The 20,350-nt window shown below is 36.2% G+C and carries 13 protein-coding genes, 1 other RNA gene and 2 pseudogenes; 11 read left to right on the top strand and 5 right to left on the bottom strand.

Translation table 11 applies throughout. From position 1 onward, the window contains the following. The first annotated feature begins 229 nt into the window (after positions 1-229). The 6 genes from clpP to ArsFIN_RS16090 all read left to right on the top strand — a co-directional run bounded on the left by clpP (position 230) and on the right by ArsFIN_RS16090 (position 7,989). A complete protein-coding gene (clpP, locus tag ArsFIN_RS16115) occupies positions 230-853 on the top strand; it encodes an ATP-dependent Clp endopeptidase proteolytic subunit ClpP (protein ID WP_026821476.1) in 624 nt (207 codons plus the stop codon). 116 nt (positions 854-969) lie between these two features. Continuing rightward, positions 970-2,256 carry an ATP-dependent protease ATP-binding subunit ClpX gene (clpX, locus tag ArsFIN_RS16110; protein WP_026821477.1) on the top strand — a complete coding sequence of 429 codons (1,287 nt, stop codon included), beginning with the start codon at positions 970-972 and terminating at the stop codon, positions 2,254-2,256. Positions 2,257-2,445: 189 nt separating this feature from the next. After that, positions 2,446-4,806 (top strand): endopeptidase La, encoded by a 2,361-nt coding sequence (gene lon / locus ArsFIN_RS16105; RefSeq protein ID WP_026821478.1) that lies wholly within the window; start codon positions 2,446-2,448, stop codon positions 4,804-4,806. A 231-nt stretch (positions 4,807-5,037) separates the two neighbouring features. Then, on the top strand, positions 5,038-5,325 hold the full coding sequence (locus ArsFIN_RS16100; RefSeq protein WP_026821479.1) for an HU family DNA-binding protein: 288 nt from the start codon (positions 5,038-5,040) through the stop codon (positions 5,323-5,325). A 160-nt stretch (positions 5,326-5,485) separates the two neighbouring features. Then, entirely contained in the window at positions 5,486-7,357 is a 1,872-nt protein-coding gene (ppiD, locus tag ArsFIN_RS16095) for a peptidylprolyl isomerase (protein ID WP_026821480.1), read from the top strand. Positions 7,358-7,629: 272 nt separating this feature from the next. Then, on the top strand, positions 7,630-7,989 hold the full coding sequence (locus tag ArsFIN_RS16090) for a ComEA family DNA-binding protein (RefSeq protein WP_071846835.1): 360 nt from the start codon (positions 7,630-7,632) through the stop codon (positions 7,987-7,989). 199 nt (positions 7,990-8,188) lie between these two features. On the opposite strand, the gene queC is transcribed toward ArsFIN_RS16090, so the two are convergent. Continuing rightward, entirely contained in the window at positions 8,189-8,887 is a 699-nt protein-coding gene (gene queC / locus ArsFIN_RS16085) for a 7-cyano-7-deazaguanine synthase QueC (protein WP_026821482.1), read from the bottom strand. A 492-nt stretch (positions 8,888-9,379) separates the two neighbouring features. Here queC and ArsFIN_RS16080 point away from each other — a divergent pair. From ArsFIN_RS16080 to ffs, 3 genes and pseudogenes are all read left to right on the top strand, one after another. Further along, positions 9,380-11,126: pseudogene (locus ArsFIN_RS16080) on the top strand (SmdA family multidrug ABC transporter permease/ATP-binding protein). Next, positions 11,119-12,899, top strand: a pseudogene (locus tag ArsFIN_RS16075) (SmdB family multidrug efflux ABC transporter permease/ATP-binding protein). The pseudogenes ArsFIN_RS16080 and ArsFIN_RS16075 overlap by 8 nt, the downstream one beginning before the upstream one ends. 160 nt (positions 12,900-13,059) lie before the next feature. After that, an RNA gene (gene ffs, locus ArsFIN_RS16070) (signal recognition particle sRNA small type) lies at positions 13,060-13,156 on the top strand. Positions 13,157-13,696: 540 nt separating this feature from the next. Here ffs and ArsFIN_RS16065 read toward each other — a convergent pair. The 4 genes from ArsFIN_RS16065 to ArsFIN_RS16050 form a co-directional block, all read right to left on the bottom strand. Next, positions 13,697-13,900, bottom strand: coding sequence for an HHA domain-containing protein (locus ArsFIN_RS16065; protein ID WP_026821483.1), 204 nt, complete (start codon positions 13,898-13,900; stop codon positions 13,697-13,699). A 56-nt stretch (positions 13,901-13,956) separates the two neighbouring features. Further along, positions 13,957-14,325, bottom strand: coding sequence for an Hha toxicity modulator TomB (gene tomB / locus ArsFIN_RS16060; protein ID WP_026821484.1), 369 nt, complete (start codon positions 14,323-14,325; stop codon positions 13,957-13,959). 520 nt (positions 14,326-14,845) lie between these two features. After that, a complete protein-coding gene (locus ArsFIN_RS16055) occupies positions 14,846-17,965 on the bottom strand; it encodes an efflux RND transporter permease subunit (protein WP_026821485.1) in 3,120 nt (1,039 codons plus the stop codon). A 42-nt stretch (positions 17,966-18,007) separates the two neighbouring features. After that, on the bottom strand, positions 18,008-19,171 hold the full coding sequence (locus tag ArsFIN_RS16050; RefSeq protein ID WP_026821486.1) for an efflux RND transporter periplasmic adaptor subunit: 1,164 nt from the start codon (positions 19,169-19,171) through the stop codon (positions 18,008-18,010). A 136-nt stretch (positions 19,172-19,307) separates the two neighbouring features. On the opposite strand from ArsFIN_RS16050, the gene acrR reads away from it, so the two are divergent. Together acrR and ArsFIN_RS16040 are read left to right on the top strand one after the other, a co-directional pair. Further along, a complete protein-coding gene (gene acrR / locus ArsFIN_RS16045) occupies positions 19,308-19,943 on the top strand; it encodes a multidrug efflux transporter transcriptional repressor AcrR (protein WP_026821487.1) in 636 nt (211 codons plus the stop codon). A 31-nt stretch (positions 19,944-19,974) separates the two neighbouring features. Next, positions 19,975-20,337 carry a DsrE/DsrF/TusD sulfur relay family protein gene (locus ArsFIN_RS16040; protein ID WP_034249140.1) on the top strand — a complete coding sequence of 121 codons (363 nt, stop codon included), beginning with the start codon at positions 19,975-19,977 and terminating at the stop codon, positions 20,335-20,337. The last annotated feature ends 13 nt before the right edge of the window (positions 20,338-20,350 follow it).

Below are 20,350 nucleotides of genomic sequence, written 5' to 3'. Positions count from 1 at the left end.
AACCCGTGGTTTGATGCTACGGGTTTTTTATCGTTAAAAAACTTTTCCTTTTTCTTGAAAAAAGAAAAGAATAACCCCAGATAATTTTCTATATTGTTGTATGACTTTCTTCATAAGGGAGAATATTCCTTATGAATAATGGTTAAGTTTGTAATTATAGTCATTCTTATTTATCTCAAGTAGAATTAGATAGATTGGGCACCATAAAGCGTTTAATTAGGAGATGGAAATGTCATATCATAATAATCAAGATCAACTTGCGCCGCATATGGCATTGGTGCCAATGGTCATTGAACAGACTTCACGCGGTGAACGTTCTTATGATATTTATTCGCGCCTACTTAAAGAAAGAATTATTTTTTTAACTGGCCAGGTCGAAGATCACATGGCGAATTTAGTGGTTGCTCAAATGCTGTTTTTAGAAGCTGAAAACCCGGATAAAGACATCCATCTTTATATTAATTCACCGGGTGGAGTTATAACGGCAGGTATGTCAATTTATGACACGATGCAATTTATTAAACCTGACGTTAGTACAATTTGTATGGGGCAAGCATGTTCGATGGGTGCTTTTCTGCTTACAGCAGGTGCTAAAGGAAAACGTTATTGTTTGCCCAATTCTCGTGTCATGATTCACCAACCGTTAGGCGGGTTTCAAGGACAAGCGTCTGATATCGAAATTCACGCCAAAGAGATTTTAAAAATTAAATCACGTATGAATGAATTAATGGCTAAGCATACGGGTAAAAAAATAAAAGAGGTTGAGAACGATACTGAACGGGATCGTTTTTTAACCGCTGAGGAAGCAGTTAGTTACGGTTTGGTAGATAAAATTTATACTAATCGTAATTAATTTACATAAATGTATGGCATGCCTGATATAGTTATATACATGATTAATTAGTAACAGTTTTCTGTTATACTCTTTGTTAAAATTAGGGTGATGGTTAAAAAAGTGAGGTTATCTGAATGACAGATAAACGCAAAGAGAGTTCAGGAAAGTTGCTGTACTGCTCCTTCTGCGGAAAAAGCCAGCATGAAGTTCGTAAATTAATTGCTGGTCCGTCAGTTTATATCTGTGATGAGTGTGTTGAGCTCTGTAACGATATTATTCGAGAAGAAGTTAAAGAGATTGCACCACATCGTGAGCGCAGCGCATTACCGACACCCCATGAAATTCGTCATCATCTGGATGATTATGTTATTGGCCAAGAAAATGCTAAGAAAGTATTGGCGGTAGCCGTTTATAACCATTATAAACGGCTACGTAATGTCTCTAACGAAGGGGTAAATGGAGAAGGGGTAGAGCTAGGTAAAAGTAATATTTTGCTTATTGGGCCCACTGGCAGCGGTAAGACACTATTAGCTGAAACTTTGGCGCGCTATCTAGATGTCCCATTTACCATGGCTGATGCGACAACATTAACGGAAGCAGGTTATGTTGGCGAAGATGTTGAAAATATTATTCAGAAACTTCTACAAAAATGTGACTATGATGTAGAGAAAGCACAGCGTGGTATCGTTTATATTGACGAAATAGACAAAATATCTCGTAAGTCTGATAATCCGTCAATTACGCGAGATGTTTCAGGGGAAGGGGTTCAGCAAGCTTTACTTAAGCTTATTGAAGGTACAATTGCTGCCGTGCCGCCTCAGGGAGGCCGTAAACATCCACAACAAGAATTTTTACAAGTTGATACTTCTAAAATTTTATTTATTTGTGGTGGTGCATTTGCAGGTCTTGATAAAGTGATTGGACAACGGTTAAATACACGTTCAGGCATTGGTTTCTCAGCTGAGGTGAAAAGCGAATCTGAGCGAGCGACTGAAGGTGAGCTGCTTTCTCAAGTGGAACCGGAAGATTTAATTAAGTTTGGTTTGATCCCTGAGTTTATTGGTCGTTTACCTGTCGTAGCTACTTTAGGCGAATTAAGTGAAGAAGCATTAATTCAGATTCTGAAAGAGCCTAAAAATGCGTTGACTAAGCAATATCAAGCACTGTTTGAACTTGAAGGTGTTAATCTGGAGTTTCGTGAAGAAGCATTGAAAGCAATTGCGAAAAAAGCCATGTCGAGGAAAACAGGAGCACGTGGTTTACGTTCTATTGTGGAAGGCGCTTTACTCGAAACTATGTATGATTTGCCGTCAATGGAGCATGTTGAGAAGATAGTAATTGATGAAATGGTCGTTGCCGGTCAATCAGAACCTTTGGTGATTTATAGTCAGCCTGATATTCAAGCATCCGGTGAAAAATAAATCTCAATGCTTTTTTGATTGAATTGTATAATGCAAAATGAGGGATTTCCCTCATTTTGTGTTTAATGCCGAATCAGGCTATTGAATGTCAAAATCTTGTCCCCATATAACTTTATATTTGAACTGAGGTTTCTCAAAACTTTTAAGGAAACCCTAAAATTGGCATAAGCTAAACGAAGAGAGAACCTTATGAATCTTGAGCGTTCCGAACGCATTGAAATTCCCGTACTGCCTCTGCGTGATGTCGTGGTTTATCCACATATGGTGATCCCATTATTTGTTGGCCGTGAGAAATCAATTCACTGTCTTGAAGCCGCAATGGATCATAATAAGCAGGTCATGTTGGTGGCTCAAAAAGAAGCGTCTACTGATGAGCCAAGTGTAAATGATCTTTTCTCTGTAGGGACAGTTGCTTCTGTTTTGCAGATGCTAAAACTACCAGATGGTACTGTTAAAGTATTAGTTGAAGGTCTGCGGCGTGCAAAAATCACAACGCTAACAGATAATGGAGAATATTTCATTGCACAGGCTGAGTATTTTAGTTCTCCAACTGTTGATGAAAAAGAGCAAGAAGTCCTAAACCGGACAACCATTAATCAGTTTGAAGGCTATATTAAACTGAATAAAAAGATCCCACCTGAAGTATTAACATCATTACATTCTATTGAACAATCGGACAAATTAGCTGATACAATCGCTTCCCATATGCCGTTAAAATTAGCGGATAAACAGCGTGTATTAGAAATGGCGGATGTGGTTGAGCGCCTTGAATATTTGATGGCAATGATGGAATCTGAAATTGATTTACTGCAGGTTGAAAAACGTATTCGTAATCGCGTTAAAAAGCAGATGGAGAAAAGTCAGCGCGAATACTATTTGAATGAGCAGATGAAAGCAATTCAGAAAGAATTAGGTGAGATGGAAGATGCGCCTGATGAATATGAAATGTTCAAACGTAAAATTGAAGAAGTCAAAATGCCAAAGGAAGCGCGGCAAAAAGCGGAAGCAGAATTACAAAAATTGAAAATGATGTCACCGATGTCTGCTGAAGCGACAGTTTTACGCAGCTATATTGATTGGATGGTGCAAGTCCCGTGGAATGCTCGTAGTAAAGTTAAAAAAGATTTGCTAAAAGCTCAGGAGACATTGGACAGCGATCATTATGGTTTAGAACGCGTTAAGGAACGTATTCTCGAATATTTAGCTGTGCAGAGTCGTGTGAGTAAAATTAAAGGGCCAATTTTATGTTTGGTGGGACCGCCTGGTGTCGGTAAAACATCCTTGGGCCAATCAATTGCTAAAGCGACAGGACGTAAATATATTCGTATGGCACTTGGTGGTGTCCGTGATGAGGCTGAAATTCGTGGACATAGACGAACTTATATTGGCTCCATGCCGGGAAAACTAATTCAAAAGATGGGAAAAGTGGGTGTTAAGAACCCCTTATTTTTGTTAGATGAAATCGATAAAATGTCCTCGGATATGCGAGGTGATCCTGCATCAGCTTTACTTGAAGTGCTCGATCCAGAACAAAATGTTGCCTTTAATGACCACTATTTAGAAGTTGATTATGACCTTTCTGATGTTATGTTCGTTGCAACTTCAAACTCGATGAACATTCCAGCACCGTTATTAGATCGGATGGAAGTGATTCGTCTTTCTGGTTATACCGAAGATGAAAAACTCAACATTGCGAAAAAACATTTGTTACCCAAACAGATCCAACGAAATGCCCTAAAAAAAGGGGAACTTACGATCGATGATAGCGCAATTATTGGCATTATTCGTTATTATACCCGCGAGGCTGGTGTTCGTGGTTTAGAACGAGAAATTTCAAAATTATGCCGTAAAGCAGTCAAAGCACTACTGATGGATAAATCATTAAAACACCTTGTCATTAATGACGATAATCTAAAAGACTATCTTGGTGTGCGTAAAGTTGATTACGGTCGTGCAGATACTGAAAATCGTATCGGTCAAGTGACGGGTTTGGCTTGGACAGAAGTTGGTGGTGATTTATTAACTATTGAAACAGCTTGTGTACCGGGCAAAGGTAAACTCACTTATACCGGATCACTAGGTGAGGTTATGCAAGAATCAATTCAGACTGCATTAACTACCGTTCGAGCGAGAGCAGAAAAGTTAGGTATTAATGCTGATTTCTACGAAAAACGGGATATTCATGTGCATGTACCAGAGGGAGCAACACCAAAAGATGGTCCCAGTGCAGGAATTGCGATGTGCACAGCATTGGTTTCTTGTTTGACCGGTAATCCTGTACGAGCAGATGTAGCGATGACAGGTGAGATAACATTACGCGGTTTAGTGTTACCAATTGGTGGTTTAAAAGAAAAATTGCTAGCCGCTCACCGTGGTGGGATAAAAATTGTGTTAATTCCCGATGAAAATCGTCGTGATTTGGAAGAAATACCTCAAAATGTTATCGCAAATTTAAAAATTTACCCGGTAAAGACCATTGAAGAAGTTTTTTCTATTGCATTACAAAATCCCCCTTTTGGGATGGAGATAGTGAGCAAAAAATGTTCTTAATGCCCTGATTTAAAATAAAAATTTTATATAAAATTAAAACTGATAAATCTTAAATGGTTTATCAGTTTTTTTTGTCTCCTAAATAATTTAAGTAAACAAATCTATAATTATTTGGCTGTAATATGTTTTCTTGCCATACTTTTGTAGTAGTGATACGACGGTGTCATCTTTTTGTGAACCGTTAGCAATATGTTTGTTTAATCCATAATTAATAAAATGGGGATGATAAGCGTGAAAAAGAAAGAACTAGTAGAGAAAATTGCAAAAGAGTCGAAGGCTGCTAAATCAGTCGCTGAGAGCGTGTTGAATGCATTTCTTAAAACTGTATCTCAAACTCTTAAAAAAGGTGATAAAGTTCAGTTAATAGGCTTTGGCACTTTTGAAGTTAAACAACGTGCAGCACGTAATGGCCGTAATCCTAAGACAGGTAAGGTAATTAAGATAGCTGCAGCAAAGGTACCGTCGTTTAAAGCCGGCCAAGGATTAAAAGATACTGTTAACGGCCACAAGAAAAAATAAGGATTGCGGCATACTGTTAACGGATAAACTAAAACAGAATCAATTGTTTTAGTAAGTTAGAATCGGGCGCATCATAAACATGATGCGCTTTTTTCTTTTAAGCTAAAATAGCGTATTATGCATCTATTTACTTTGATTAAAAACGGAGAGTATCCTCTTTATGATGGACAACCTACGCACGGCGGCAAATAGTCTTGTGCTAAAAATAGTATTTGTGATTATTATCTTATCCTTTGTGCTTACTGGCGTTGGTAGTTACCTGATTGGCGGTTCAAGTAATCACGTGGCGAAAGTGAATGGTACAGCAATTAGTCAAGTTCAACTACAGCAAGCTTTTCAGCAAGAAAAGCAAGTATTACAAGAACGATTGGGTGATCAATTTGCTGAAATTGCGAGTAGTGAACAAGGGATGCAAATGTTGCGTCGTCAAGCTTTGGAACGTTTAATTGGCGTGACATTGCTTAATCAATATTCAAACCAATTGGGTTTAACGGCGAGTGATAATCAAGTTAAGCAGGATATCTACAATATGCCGATATTTCAAACAGACGGGCATTTTGATAGTGAAAAATATCGAACGATTTTATCCCAACATAATGTTAATGCTGATGATCTTGCCCAAGAAATACGGCAAAACTTGATTAACCGTCAACTTAGCAAAATGTACATAACGGATGAATTTGTCTTACCTGAAGAAGTTAAGTCCTATGCTCAGTTACTTTTACAGCAACGTGAAGTAAAAACAGCAACTTTATCGCTTGCTAACTATCAATCTAAACAAACGGTTACAGATAAAGAGTTACAAGATTACTATAATGCGCATCAGAACAGTTTTATTTCACCCGAACAGGTACAGGTTAGTTATATTAAGTTAGATGCCGCTTCTCAACGTGAAAATGTGGCGGTCAAAGATGAAGAGCTGAAAAACTATTATGAGCAAAATATAGCTAACTTTACTCAGCCAGCGCAAAAACATTACAGCATGATCCAATTGCCAACAGAAAAAGAAGCCGATTCCGTTGTGAAATCGTTAGCCGGTGGTGCGGATTTTAAGCAATTAGTTGCCGAAAAATCGACAGATAAATTTAGCGCAGCAAATCATGGTGCTCTTGGTTGGATGGAGGCGACTTCAACGCCAAGTGAAATTATTGCTGCTAATCTAACTAAAAAAGGGCAGATTTCAGCTGTAATAAAATCGGCTAGCAATTATATTATATTTCGCCTTGATGATATTAAACCTGAAGTAGTAAAACCTTTTCAGTCTGTGAAAACAGAGATTGCCAATACACTAAAAAATGAAAAAGCGATTAATGCATTTTATTCACTCCAACAAACTGCAAGTCGTGCGGCAATGGATGATAACGAATCATTAACAGCTGCTGAAAAGGCTACGGGTATTAAAGCGGTAACAACAGGTTGGTTTAGTCGTAATAATCTTCCCGAAGAAATAAGATTTGATAAGGTGGCTGATACTATTTTTAACGGTAACTTAGTAGATAAAAATGGGCCAACAGGTATTAATTCAGATGTTATTAATGTCGATGGTGATCGTGCGTTTGTTATTCGAGTTGAAAAATATAAACCACAGGTAACACAGCCATTTGATGAGGTGAAAAAAACAGTAGCTGAATTAGTGAAGCTTAATAAGGCCACAAAAGAAATGGAAGCAGAGGGCAATAAATTGCTTACTGCATTAAAACAGGGGGCAGGTGAAGCTGCTTTAGCCAAACTAGGTATTAATTTTGGTGATGCTAAGATTATTGAGCGTTTTGAGCAAAATGACGTATTGGTTGAACCCATTTTTCAAATGCCTATTCCCAAAGAAAACACACCGACTTATTTCAGCACCAAAGATGCTAAAAATAATTTAGTTATTATTCAATTAATTAAAGTTACTCAAGGTCAACCGACAGATGAAGAATTAAAGGTTTTTTCGCAACGTTATAAAATGATACTTGGCAATGTTATGATGGAATCATTGATGTTAAATTTACGTGATAGTGCTAAAGTCGATTTAGGACGAATGGAGTAATTTGCGATCGTCTTTCACATAATTGAATACGATTACATAAATTAGAGGCTGTGCTTGCGCAGCCTTTTACTATTTTATCATTCTATTGTCGTAATGTTTTTTTATTCTTGTATCTTATCCATTGCTTAGAAAATCTGTTTTTTCATAGAGAAATTATCCCAGAATTGCTTAGCAAACGACCATAAAGCGTATACACCAGGGAAATATAATGCCTATTTGGGTAAATAAATATTGATTTTTACTAATGAATAAGGAGGTTAAAGATGCTGCTAATGATAAAAAAGAAAATAAAGTTTACAACTAGGATCTTGATTTTTGCGATAGGATTTTGTCATACCGCACTTGCCCAATCTGATCAGCTAAAAGTCGCTAATGATCAACCGCAAACTACAACGAAATTAGTTATCAATAAAATGGACAATCGACAGTTGATGGATGATAAAGTTAACATCAATACTGCATCTGAGGAGGAGTTGGCGGAGAAATTAAATGGGGTCGGATTAAAAAAAGCGCAGTTAATCGTGCTACATCGCAAGAAATTTGGCGGATTTAAATCAATCGAGCATCTTCAGGATGTGCCAGGTATTGGTTTGGGTTTTATTGAAAAAAATCGTGAGAAATTAACCTATTAAAATGTGATAGGAACTGAGAGATAGCTATTAGTCTCAGTTCCTTATTCCTTACACCAATATACGCTGTAGGTATTAAATACACTTAAGCTAAAAATAATAAATATAAATTATTATATCTTGCATTGATTAATAGAGTGCTATTTATTCTAAGTTAAATTAGGTTATTGTTTGCGTATCGTTAAATAGTATCAATTTAAAATTATTTAAGGTGCATTTTTTGCTTTAAAGAGGACATAATTGCTTGTCTATGATTAAGATAATATTTTAATCCCTCTGCACGCAGATGGCAGGCTGCACATTTTTGACAGCCATCACCTATAATACCATTGTAACAAGTAAGGGTTTTATTTTGTATAAATTCAAAGGAGTGGTAATAATCGGCTAGTGCCCAAGTCTCGGCTTTATTTAGCCACATAAGTGGGGTTTCAAAGCGAATTGCTTTAGCTATACCTAGGCAAATAGCTTGATTGAGCGCTTTAACAAATTCATCTCTACAATCAGGATAACCAGAAAAGTCTGTTTCACAAACACCGGTTATAACTACTTCAGCTTGAACTTGGTAAGCATAAATAGCAGCAAGTGTGAGAAATAGAATGTTACGTCCTGGAACGAAAGTGTTGGGTAATTCACTTTCACTGCTTTTTTCATAGGAAGGTATTGGAATGTTATCGCGAGTTAGACTACTAATAGCAAGTTCATTTAATAGTCCGACATCCAGTATTTTATGTGCTTTGATGTTAAAATGCTGGCATATCTTTTGAGCAACAACAATTTCAGTACTATGACGTTGAGCGTAATTGAAAGTAATACAATGAACTTCGTCATATTGTTTTATTGCTTGTATAAGACAAGTGGTGGAATCTTGTCCGCCACTAAATACAATAACTGCTCGTTTCAACATGCCAATACTATCCATCAATGAAGTTTAAGTAACAAATTTTGCTATTCCATATGATACGTTATGTTACCGAGTTTAATCTAGTTTAGATAGCCTTAATTGGGAAGATATATTCATTGTGTTATATTATTTTGTTTAAATTATTAAATATGGGGTTATTTTATTCTAACTATTTATTAATAATACTATATTAATTCTATGTAATCATTAGATAAAAAATGCCATTATTTATTGGATATATCGTAATGTTTCCTTGATTATAAAGCGGGTAAAATTAATTTGTTAAAAATATTTTAGATAAATATTATGATGTTAGGTGGATTTCGATAGTTTTATAAATATTTTGTCAACAAGATAGCTAATTGAATTGATCTTTTTTATTTTTGATTGAGAAAATAAAATATACAACAATTTTGTCTGTATCTCATTAATTTATTGAACTGTAACTTATTATATTTTTTGATGTAATTTTCAATATCAGGATAAAAAAATGTGAGATTATTTTCTCAATTACGTTGGTATTTCTTAACTGAGTGGCGCCGGTATTTTGGTGCAATCATTTTATTAATTTTTATTGCGGGATTACAGCTCATCCCACCACGCCTCGTTGGCTTTATTATTGATGGCATTTAAGCAAACCATGGGTATCAAACAACTTTTGGGTTGGATAAGTGTAATGGTATTTATTGCATTCATTATTTATGGATTGCGTTATATCTGGCGGTTATGGTTATTTGGTGCTTCTTACAAATTAGCCGTACAGTTAAGACAGAAATTTTATCAACAATTTAGTCGCCAAACTCCTGAGTTTTATTTACGTCATAGAGTGGGCGATCTTATTGCACGTACAACAAATGATGTTGATCGAGTTGTTTTTGCGGCGGGAGAAGGTGTCCTGACACTAGTCGATTCTTTGGTAATGGGGTGTGCGGTATTAATTATCATGAGTATAGAGATCAGTTGGCAACTGACCCTGCTATCATTGCTACCAATGCCAATTATGGCAATCATTATTAAGCGATATGGTGAGCAACTACATAAACGCTTTAAATCTGCCCAAGGTGCATTCTCTTCTCTCAATAATCATGCTCAGGAAAGTTTAACTAGTATCCGTATGATTAAAGCGTTTGGTCTTGAAGATTACCAATCCTATCAGTTTGAGATTGCGGCATTAGAGGCTGGACGTAAAAATATGCATGTTGCTAAAGTTGATGCCAAATTTGACCCTACTATCTATATTGCGATAGGCGCTGCAAATTTTTTGGCGGTAACGGGTGGAAGCTGGTTGGTTTGGCATAATAAAATGACACTAGGTGACTTGACTAGTTTTGTTATGTATTTAGGGCTTATGATATGGCCAATGTTAGCGCTTGCATGGATGTTTAATATTGTTGAGCGTGGAAGCGCTGCTTATAGCAGAATCTGTGTTTTATTTGAAGAACCCCTATCAATTATTGATGGAAAACAGTGTTTGCAGCCAAGATCTGGTCAATTGAGCGTAAACATTCGCCAATTTTATTATCCAGGTGCTGGAATATCTTCTTTGCATAATATTGTATTCAATATACAGCCAGGGCAATTAGTTGGAATTTGCGGTCCAACCGGGGCCGGAAAATCAACACTATTATCATTATTGCAACGTCATTTTGATGTTATTGATGGTGAGATTTTGTTCCAATCTCTTGCTCTGACTGATATTCAACAGGGGGACTGGCATGCCAGACTGGCTGTTGTGAACCAAATACCATTTTTATTTTCTGATACCATTGCAGGTAATATTGCTTTAGGTAAACCAACTGCCAGTCAAACAGAAATAGAGGAAGCGGCAAAGCTAGCTGATGTACATGAAGATATTATGCGTTTACCTAATGGATACAGTACACAAGTTGGTGAGCGTGGCATTATGTTATCTGGTGGACAAAAACAGCGTATTTCTATTGCAAGAGCACTATTATTAGATACTGAAATTTTGATATTAGACGATGCTTTATCTGCTGTAGATGGACAGACTGAAAATAGAATTTTAAAAAATTTACGTCAGTGGCGAGGACGCCATACTATTATCATTAGTGCCCACCGATTATCTGCGTTAGTGGATTCAGATCAACTCCTTGTATTGCAGCAAGGTACTATCTTATGTCAAGGTACCCATCAGCAATTAATTGCAAAACCTGGTTGGTATCGAGATATGTATTGCTATCAGCAAATTGAAGCTTCATTGGAAAATGAACATGAATAAGCCTCGTCTTTTATGGCCATCCTTAAAACGCTTATTAATTTATGGAAATTCATTTCGTAAACCGATAATTATTGCCGTTTTGATATCCTGGGTAGCCGCTGGTGCAGAAATTTGTGGGCCCCTACTAGTGAGTTACTTTATTGATAATATGTTAGCAAAAGCCCATATACCGTTGGAAAGCACGGTTATGTTAATAATAGTTTTTTTGCATCACAAATTATTGCTGCTATCTTACACTATTATCAAACAATTTTATTTAATCAAGTCGCTATCGGTGTTGTTCAAACATTACGTACAGATGTCATGAGTGCTGCTATCAGGCAGCCATTGAGTATTTTTGATAATCAACCAGTAGGACAGCTTATTTCTCGAGTGACAAATGATACTGAAGTGGTTAAGGATCTGTTTGTAACTGTTATTCCGACTATATTTCGTAGCTTAGCGCTAATTATTACCATGTTAATAGCGATGTTTTTTTTAGAGTGGCGAATGGCAATTGTTGCTAGCTTAATTTTCCCTGTCGTATTTTTGGTCATGGTAATTTACCAACGTTTAAGTACACCGATTGTTCGTCGAGTGCGGACTTACCTAGCTGATATCAACGATGGCTTTAATGAAATTATTAGCGGTATGACTGTTATCCAACAATTTAGGCAACAAGCTCGATTTGGTGAGAAAATGTTGGCAGTAAACCGCCAGCATTATATCGCCCGGATGCAGGCATTAAAGTTAGATAGTATTCTATTGCGCCCATTATTAAATTTATTTTCGGCATTAACACTCTGTGGATTAATTTTATTATTTGGATTTAAGGGAATAAATGTTATTAGTGTTGGGGTATTGTATGCGTTTATTAATTATCTTGGACGTTTAAATGAGCCATTAATTAAATTAACTTCACAGCAATCTGTATTACAACAAGCTGTAGTTGCAGGCGAAAGAATTTTTGAATTGATAGATAGCCCACGACAATGTTATGGCCATGATCAATTACCATTATTGTCGGGTCGAGTAGATATGAAAAAGCTTTCTTTTGCTTATCGTGATGATAAATATGTATTGTACGAGATTGATCTGCAGATGGAAGATAATGAATTTGTTGCATTAGTTGGGCATACAGGTAGTGGGAAAAGCACGATTACTAACTTATTAATGGGATACTATCAGTGGCAAGAAGGACAAATATTACTTGATGGACGTCCACTATCATCTCTTTCCCACCAAGTGTTGCGTAATTGTATTACTATAGTGCAACAAGAGCCGGTTATTTTAGCAACGACTGTTTTTGATAATATCGCTTTGGGAAGAGAAATTTCAGAACAGAAAGTTTGGCAAATTTTAACAATTGTTCAGCTCGCTGATTGGGTACATAAATTACCGAATGGCTTAAATACTCTACTAGGCGAGCAAGGCAATATGCTATCTGCAGGGCAGAAGCAGCTACTGGCGTTAGCGCGGGCTTTAGTACAAACGCCGAAAATTTTAATATTGGATGAGGCAACGGCAAATGTCGATTCGGGAACTGAGAGAGCTATCCAAGCCGCTTTACAGTTAATTCGTCGACAGACAACTTTAATCGTTATCGCCCATCGACTTTCTACTGTTATCGACGCGGATAAAATTTTTGTCTTACATCGTGGTAAAATCGTTGAGCAAGGCAAACATAATGAATTGTTGCGACATTCAGGGCTTTATGCTCAGATGTACCAATTGCAACAGATAGGTAATTTATTACATACTGGTAGCTTAGATCATCTCGATATGGTTTATTAATTTTTTTGCTATTATTTTTATATATTTAAGTCACTTAAATGTTTAACATTATTTATTTGAATAAGAAAACAGCACTTGATTTCTGTTTTCTTGCTATTTGAATTTGAATAACGCATAATGCACGCCTCTATTGTTCAGATAGAGCCATTCAATGGGGTCCTGTTGGTTCTCCCGCAATGCTAACTTGTTAACTTGGTCAGGTCTGGAAAGAAGCAGCCATAGCAAGGGATGTATGTGCCGGGATGTCGCTGACAGGACTCCGCCAGTTTAGCACTTCTAAGATATTTATGCTTTTTCCAAATAAAACTAATTTAGTTAACAAAAATTGTTTTTATGTTGATGGTTATTAAATTAATTTAACATGTTTAGTTTTTTATATAGAAAAAAATTCGATTAATTAGATGAATTTTCATTTTAATCTAAATGCCAGTTTTGGTTTAGTTTTTAAAGAAAAATAAGATTATGTAAAATTATAAATTTCAATTAACGATGCAATTAAATTATTAATTAAAAAATAAATAGCATTATAAGGATTGTTTTGCTGAATAGTTATTGGTTAAGTATGGTGCTCATTAATAAAAAAGAGTAAAAGTTGAGAGAGGATAATTATAAGGTTATTTTTCATTAAGCGAAAATATAAATAGGGTTCATTGTTTAATCTAATAATGTAAGCAACACCACGATATAACTATCCGTGCTATGAATGAATATTTTAAGTTATATAGTTACTAATAAAAGCCGATAAAGGCTATCGGCTAAAATTATAACCATATCCTATCTGATAAAGGAAAGACTTATTAGCGAACATACTTCCAAACTGACGAAGGAATTTTGTCATAAAGTTTATTCATTGTGAGTTCTGCTAACCTATGGTCGGCAGCAGAATAAAATAACTCAAGTTCGTCTTCAGATAATTCATATTTGTTTTTTTCGATTACGCGCTCCAATGTTTCGATAGTCGTACATTTTCTTAAGCGCATCAGATAGTCAATTTTAGTCATAATTTCCTTTCTTTAAATTATAGATGTATAAAATATGAATGTTATTGGCTGTTGCGTCAAGTGTTACTTAATGAATACTTTATATCATTTGTTAATATTTCAGACAAATGCTCATTCATTTTTTGCCAATCAGAAATATCTGTTAGGCTCATTACAGGTTTACCAAATAGGTTATAAGTTTCATCCAAATATTCGTCAATAAAAATAAAAAGATTTACGTTATTCGGATATTTTAATTTAAATTGACCAATAAAATCTGTGATATGATCAATTAATACATTAAATTTAACGTTTTGGTCGGAACCAAGATCATTCTTCCAATGGGTTTTTGTCCTATGCAAAGTTAACATCGCATCACGATGTAGAGCATCACATAAATACTTTAGCACTAAGATGTCATAACTCCTTGGTGAGTACTCATCCATAATCACCTCCATTCAAACCACAGATTACGGGTTATTACTCATTTTTATTGCATAATACCGCTAAAGATGAAGAATTTACCATTGAATTAATATATTGTTTTATTTTTTATAAAATCAAAAACACTATTAATTATGATTGTTGCCAAAATTATAAATGGTTGTCGGTAAACAATCAGAAGAATGTAGATAATTTATAAAAATTATACTTGTGTGAGTATAGCAAAAGTAATGCAAACAACCTACTGGATATTAATATAGCACTATTATCGCATAAGTCACTATCTCTGTATAAAGTTTTTTGTTATATGATGTTAATCAAAGAACTAATCTAGTGTAAAATATCAAATATATACAAAAAGTTACAGTATAACTGTGTTATTTCATTATTATTTATTTTTTTAATAAAAAATAAGTTTTAGTCATATATTTAGATTTATTTTTCATTTATTAAAAAATATTTTTACATAAAAGGCCAGATATTCTGGCCTTTTAATGGAAATATTACTAATAACTCGCTAAGTTAATATTTATTTGTGAAACGTCTACGTATGACGACAAAAAATACTGGAACAAAATAGATTGCTAATGTAGTTGCTGCAATCATTCCGCCAAGCACGCCTGTACCAACAGAGTTTTGCGCACCTGAACCGGCACCGTTACTAATAACCAGAGGTAAAACACCAAGCATGAATGCTAATGATGTCATTAAAATAGGTCGTAACCGCATTTTGACAGCATCTAGCGTTGCTTCAATCAACCCTTTTCCTTCTTTTTCCATTAGATCTTTCGCAAACTCAACAATTAATATGGCGTTTTTGGCAGATAGGCCAATGGTTGTTAATAAGCCTACCTTAAAGTAAACATCATTTTCTAATCCACGAATTGAAGTGAAGAGTAATGCTCCAATAACCCCTAAGGGTACAACTAACATAACAGAAAAAGGAATTGACCAACTTTCATATAAAGCGGCTAAACAGAGAAAAACGACAATAAGAGAAATTACATATAAAGCAGGTGCTTGATTACCAGAAAGACGTTCTTGATAAGACATACCAGTCCATTCATAACCAATACCTTCAGGTAATTTTTCAGTAAGTTGCTCCATTAATAGCATGGCATCACCGGTACTTTTCCCTGGAGTCGCAGAACCTTGGATTTCCATTGCAGGTAAACCATTATAGCGTTCTAAACGTGGTGAACCATATAGCCATGGATCTTTACTATGATCAATCAACGCCGAGAAAGGTACCATTTTTCCTTGATTATTGCGGACATAAAGTTTTTCAATATCAGCGGGCAACATTCGGAATGGGGCATTGGCTTGTACGTAAACTTTTTTAACACGTTCACGATCAATAAAGTCATTTACATAGATTCCACCAAACATAGTACTTAAGGTTGCATTAATATCATTGATAGATACACCTAAAGCCTCAGCTTTTTGTTGATCAAGATAAAAACGATACTGAGAGGTATCATCTTGCCCATTAGGACGAACATTTTGCAATATATCAGGATGTTGAGCGATAAGTCCAAGTAGTTGATTACGAGCTGCCATTAATTTCTCATGGCCTAAATTACCTTGATCAACAAGTTCATAATCAAAACCACTGGCTGTACCTAGCTCGGGTATGGCCGGAATATTGAAAGAGAAAATGATAGCTTCTTGTATTTTTGAAAAGGCAAGATTGGCACGATTAATAATTTGAGAAACGTGACTTTTATCGCTATGGCGTTCTTTCCAATCTTGTAGAACAACGAAAGCAAGACCCATGTTTTGTCCTTGTCCAGCGAAGCCAAAGCCACTTACGGTAAAGACAGATTTAACATTTTCTTTTTCTTTGGTTCGATAATATTGGTCAATATCGTTAAGCACCGCTACAGTTTGTTCTTGAGTTGAACCTGGCGGTAGCTGAACCATCGTCAAGAGTACTCCTTGATCTTCCTCAGGAAGAAACGAAGAAGGTAATTTTAGGAAGAGAAATGCCATACCGGCAACTAATATAACATAAATCACTAGGTAACGGCCGGTGCCTCTAAGCATATGGCCAATACTATTGGTATAGTGATGCGCACTTTTTTCAAACGTCCGGTTAAACCAACCGAAAAAGCCTGTCTGTTTACCATGACTACCTTTAGGGATAGGTTTTAATATTGTGGCACAAAGGGCGGGAGTTAGGATTAATGCGACCAGAACAGAAAGCACCATTGATGCGACAATTGTAACCGAGAATTGACGATAGATTGCGCCGGTAGAGCCACCAAAAAAAGCCATAGGTATAAATACTGCTGATAATACTAAGGCTATACCGACGAGCGCCCCTTGGATTTGTCCCATCGATTTTTTGGTGGCTTCTTTTGGCGATAGTCCCTCTTCTTGCATAACACGCTCAACGTTTTCTACTACCACAATCGCATCATCGACTAATAGTCCGATAGCGAGCACCATTGCGAACATGGTAAGCGTGTTAATTGAATACCCCATTGCAGACAAAATAGCAAAAGTACCAAGCAAAACAACAGGAACGGCGATCGTTGGGATCAAGGTTGCGCGGAAATTTTGCAGGAATAAGTACATAACAACGACGACTAGCATGATAGCTTCGATCAGTGTTTTCACTACTTCGTTAATTGAGATTTTTACAAACGGTGTGGTGTCATAAGGGTAAACAATCTCTAATCCATTAGGGAAAAAAAGCTCCATTTCAGCAAGCGTAGCACGTACGGCTTTGGCAGTATCTAAGGCATTAGCCCCGGTTGCCAATTTGATACCGATACCGGCTGACGCAGTACCATTATATTTGGCTTGAATGCTATAATTTTCCGCGCCTAATTCAACAACGGCAACGTCTTTTAAGCGAACCTGAGAACCATCTGGATTAACTCGTAACAGGATATTGGCAAACTGTTCGGCATTATTTAGCCGCGTTTGAGCAATGATAGAAACATTAAGTCGTTGGCCTGGGATCGGTGGTGTTCCACCTAGTTGGCCAGCAGCAACTTGGTTGTTTTGAATTTTTATGGCATTGATGACATCTTGAGTAGCCATATTGTATTTAACTAGTTTATCTGGATCTAACCAGATCCGCATAGCGTACTGGGTACCAAATAATTGTGTTTCACCGACACCTTTTACTCGGCTAATAGGATCTTTAATGTGAGAGTTAACATAATCAGCAATATCTTCTTGATTCATTGAGCCATTTTTGGAAATAAAAGCGACCACCATCAAGAAAGAACCGGTAGATTTATTAACATGAATGCCTTGCTGCTGTACCTCTTGAGGTAGTAATGGCATGGCCAATTGTAATTTATTTTGTACCTGCACTTGTGCAATATCAGGATCTGTCCCTGCTTCAAAGGTAAGCGTCAGAGACATGTTACCCATTGCATCACTAGTTGAAGACATATAAACCAGATTATCAATTCCATTCATGTTCTGTTCGATAACCTGAGTAACGGTATTTTGGACTGTAGTGGCGTCTGCTCCAGGATAGGTTGCTACAATTGAGATAGACGGTGGCGCAATAGTTGGATATTGTGCAACCGGTAATTTGATAATTGCCAATAGACCAGCAAGCATGGTAATAATGGCTATTACCCACGCGAATATTGGCCGTTCTATAAAAAACTGAGGCATTAATTATCGACTCCCTTAATTTAAGACTTATGCGTAGAAAATTTATTTTTCTGTTGTATTTGGATTTAACGATGTCTCTTTAGCTATCACTTTCATGCCTGGCTTGATTTTCTGTAACCCAATAACAATGACACGCTCTCCTGCTTTAAGTCCTTTAGTTATTAACCATTGATTACCAATTGCTTGCGCAGTAATTACCGTACGGACTTCAACTTCATTATTGGTATTAACAATCATCACTTGAGCTTCACCACGCGGCGTCCGACTTACGCCTTGCTGTGGCACTAGGATGGCATTTTTTTTCACTCCTTCTTCTAAAACGGCACGAACAAACATACCAGGAAGTAGTTTTTTTTCTGGATTGGGGAAAATAGCCCGCATCGTGATAGAGCCAGTACTTTCATCAACGGTTACATCGGAAAATTGAAGAATCCCTTTTTGTGAGTAAACTTCACCATTATTCATTTTTAGGCTAACCGGTGCTTGCTGCGATTCTTTAGATAAATTGCCGCTAGCGATTTCATTTTTTAAATTCAAATAATCGTCGCTGGATTGAGTAACATCAATATAAATAGGATCTAACTGTTGAATGGTTGTTAGCGCACTAGTTTGCCCGGTCGAGACCAGCGCGCCTTCTGTAACGTTGGATTTACCCGAACGGCCGGAAATAGGCGCAGTTACTTTGGTATATTCAAGATTGATACGCGCAGTTTCAACTGCCGCTTCAGCTGCTTTAAGAGAAGCTAATGCCTGAGCATAATTAGCGTTTGCGGTATCATACTCTTGTTTACTGATGTAATTTGTTCCCAATAAAGGTTTATAACGACTTACTGTTAAACGAGTAATTTCGGCATTAGCTTTTGCTTTTGCTAAATTGGCTTTTGCACTGTCATAATTGGCTTTATAGGTAGCAGGATCTATTTGATATAAAGAAGTTCCAGCTTCAACATCACTACCTTCTGTATAATTTCTTTTTAATATAATACCTCCTACTTGAGGTCTTACCTCGGCAATACGAAAAGCAGTAGTACGGCCAGGCAGTTCAGTTGTTACTGTCAATGGCTTTACTTCCAATGTTACGACACCAACTTCAGGTGTTGGAGGTGCAATATTACCTTGCTGGGAATTATCGCCACATGCTGTCAGGATCAAACAGCTTGAGAGTAGTAATATTACCAGAGGTAAAACCCCTCTGTTTTTTTGCATAAATAAACCTCAATATTCAAATATCAATTTCAAATCTGAAACCTAGTGAATTATTATGTGATAAGTCTCTTATGTTATTGCAAAAACATACATGAATGTATGTAAATTTACTTCAATAAGAAGAAAGTAAGTTAAAATGGCACGAAAAACTAAGCAACAAGCGAAAATAACTCGCCAAGAAATAATTGATGCAGCAATTAGAACATTTTCTAAGTATGGAGTTTCATCTACCTCTTTATCTAATATAGCCGAGGTCGCAGGTGTAACTCGTGGTGCTATTTATTGGCATTTTAAAAATAAAGTCGATCTTTTCTCTGAAGCTTGTAAATTCACTGATGAACAAATAGCTGAAACTCAGAAAAAGTATCACTTAAAATACCCTAATGATCCACTTTTTGTATTGAGAAAATTATTACATTATATTTTATTTACCTTTTTTGACGATACTAAAAACAAGGCGCTAACTGAGATTTTTTTTCATAAATGTGAATTGATAGGTGAAATGGCACAGTTTGCTGAATTGCGACGTGAAATTTATATGATTAACTATCAGAGATTAGTCGCTCTTTTAATTGCCTGTGTGGAAAAACAACAATTGCCTGCCAATATCAATGTTGAGTGCGCAGCAATTATGATACGAGCAGAAATTACCGGCCTGTTTGAAAATTGGTTATGTGTACCAGATAGTTTTAATATCAAAGAAAATGCGATTCGTTACGTGGATACGATGATTGATATGATGAAATATAGTCCATCAATAAGAAATAGTTGAAACGTTTTATTACATAATTAAGGAGGATTTGATGCAAGAAAAAAAACTATTTTTGATTATTGCCAATGGTGCCGCTTATGGTGATGAAAATCTTTTTAATGCACTACGTTTGGCGATTGCAGTTAAGGAACAGGCTGCGACAACGCAAATGAAAATTTTTTTAATGTCTGATGCAGTTGTTGCCGGTCTTATTAATCAAAAGCCAGTTGAAGGTTATAATTTAAAACAGATGTTAGAAATTTTGCTTGCGCAGCAAGTAGAAATAAAATTATGTAAGACATGTACTGATGCTCGAGGTATCACTGAATTACCGTTAATTAAAGGGATTACCATCGGCACTTTGATTGACTTAGCGGAGTGGACATTGGCATCCAATAAAGTTTTAACTTTTTAGATATAATAATATT

It is taken from the genome of Arsenophonus nasoniae (assembly GCF_004768525.1).
Taxonomy (GTDB): domain Bacteria; phylum Pseudomonadota; class Gammaproteobacteria; order Enterobacterales; family Enterobacteriaceae; genus Arsenophonus; species Arsenophonus nasoniae.
Note: the sequence above shows the minus strand (reverse complement) of the source record. Positions and strands in the feature narration are given on the sequence as shown.